The sequence below is a fragment of the Kineococcus indalonis genome, from assembly GCF_009906395.1.
GTDB lineage: Bacteria > Actinomycetota > Actinomycetes > Actinomycetales > Kineococcaceae > Kineococcus > Kineococcus indalonis.
In genome coordinates this window covers 1-1,610 of sequence record NZ_JAAALM010000699.1, presented here as the reverse complement: position 1 = coordinate 1,610, position 1,610 = coordinate 1, and the positions used below count along the sequence as shown (strand labels likewise).

2 protein-coding genes are annotated in these 1,610 nt (G+C 80.9%); one reads left to right on the top strand and one right to left on the bottom strand.

Annotation, left to right across the window (positions count from 1 at the left end; translation table 11 throughout):
- On the top strand, window positions 1-843 hold an 843-nt coding region (locus tag GTR00_RS20390; protein ID WP_240900714.1), incomplete at its 5' end, for a methyltransferase domain-containing protein.
- 31 nt (window positions 844-874) lie between these two features.
- On the opposite strand, the gene GTR00_RS20385 is transcribed toward GTR00_RS20390, so the two are convergent.
- Window positions 875-1,610, bottom strand: a 736-nt coding sequence (locus tag GTR00_RS20385) for a SprT-like domain-containing protein (RefSeq protein ID WP_240900713.1), incomplete at its 5' end; no start/stop codon positions are given.

Here is a 1,610-nt window from a genome sequence, read left to right as displayed (position 1 = left end):
CGTCGTAGCCGTGGACGTACCCGGGCGCCCGCCCCGGCGCCCGGGTACGTCCACGGCTACGACGAGGCCGTGCGGCGCTCCCACGGCCGCCGCACCGCCGCCAACTCCGCCGCCCACCTGCTGCCGCGCCTGCGCCCCGGGCAGTCCCTGCTCGACGTCGGCTGCGGCGTGGGCACCCTGACCGCGGACCTGGCCGCCCGCGTCGCCCCCGGCCGGGTGGTGGGCGTCGACAGCTCCGCGCAGGTCCTGGACACCGCCCGCGCGGCCGCCGCCGAGCGCGGCGTCCACGTGGAGCTGAGCGTCGCCGACGCCTGCGCGCTGCCCTTCGCCGACGGCGAGTTCGACGTCGTGCACGCCCACCAGGTGCTCCAGCACCTGCCCGACCCCGTCGCCGCGCTGCGCGAGATGCGCCGCGTGTGCCGCCCCGGCGGCACCGTCGCCGTGCGCGACGCCGACTACGCCACGGTCCACTGGCACCCGCAGCAGGAGGCCCTGGCGCAGTGGCGCGAGCGGTACCGCGCCGCCGCGCGCGCCGCGGGCGGCGAACCGGACGCCGGCGCGCACCTGCTCGCCTGGACCCGCGCCGCCGGCTTCAGCGAGGTGGTGCCCTCGGCGTCGGTGTGGCTGTTCGCCACCGCGGAGGACCGTGCCTGGTGGGGCGGCACGTGGGCCGAGCGCACCTCCGGCGAGCCGCTGGCCGGCCGGCTGCGCGCGCTGGCCGCCGGGGACGGCGAGGACGGCGAGGACGGCGTGCAGCGCCTGGCCGCCGCCTGGCGCGCGTGGGCCGCGGACCCGGACGGGTGGACGACCATGACGCACGGGGAGGTGCTCTGCCGCCCCTGAGCGGGCACCGGGCGCGCGGCCCGGCCGGCGCTCAGCCGGGCGGGCCGCCGGCCGCCCCCAGCGGCCGCACCGCCGCGAAGGGCGCGGTGAGCACCCCCAGCGGTGTCTGCACGTGGTAGCGGGTGCGGGCCCGGCGCAGCACCCGCCCGGTCAGCCCGGCGTAGCGGCCGCTGCCCAGCAGCCGCACCGCCGTGCCCACCGGCAGCGGCGGCGCGGCGGCCGCCGGCGCGGGGGAGGTCAGCAGCCCGGCCAGCAGGGCGCGGTGGTCCGCGCGGTACTGCTCGCCCATCTGCGCCACCGGCACCTCGCGGCCGTCGAGGTGCCAGCGCAGCAGGTGCGCGGGGTCGAATCCGCGCCCGCACGCCCCGCACGCCACCAGCCGCGCCGGGCGCCGGTGCCGGGTCGCGACGTGCCCGGCCGGGCACACCCCGCGCCAGCGGCCCGCCGGGCGCGGCGCGGAGGTGGTGCGCGTGCCCGAGCAGCCCAGGCGGCGCGCGGTCTCCCGCCACACCGCGTCGTGCCCGTGGCGGGTGCCCACCAGGGCGTGGGCGATCTCGTGCAGGACGGTGTCGCGCACCTCCTCCGGCGCGTGCAGCGCGGTCAGCGGCCCGCTGAGCCCGATCTGGCGGCGGTCCTCCCGGCACACCCCGGCCCGGGTGCGCGCCCGGTCCACCACGACCGTCCAGCCGGCGAGGCCGTGCTCGGCCAGCAGCTCCTCGGCCATCGCCACCGCCTCGCGCACGTCCACCCCGCCATCCTGCCCGCCC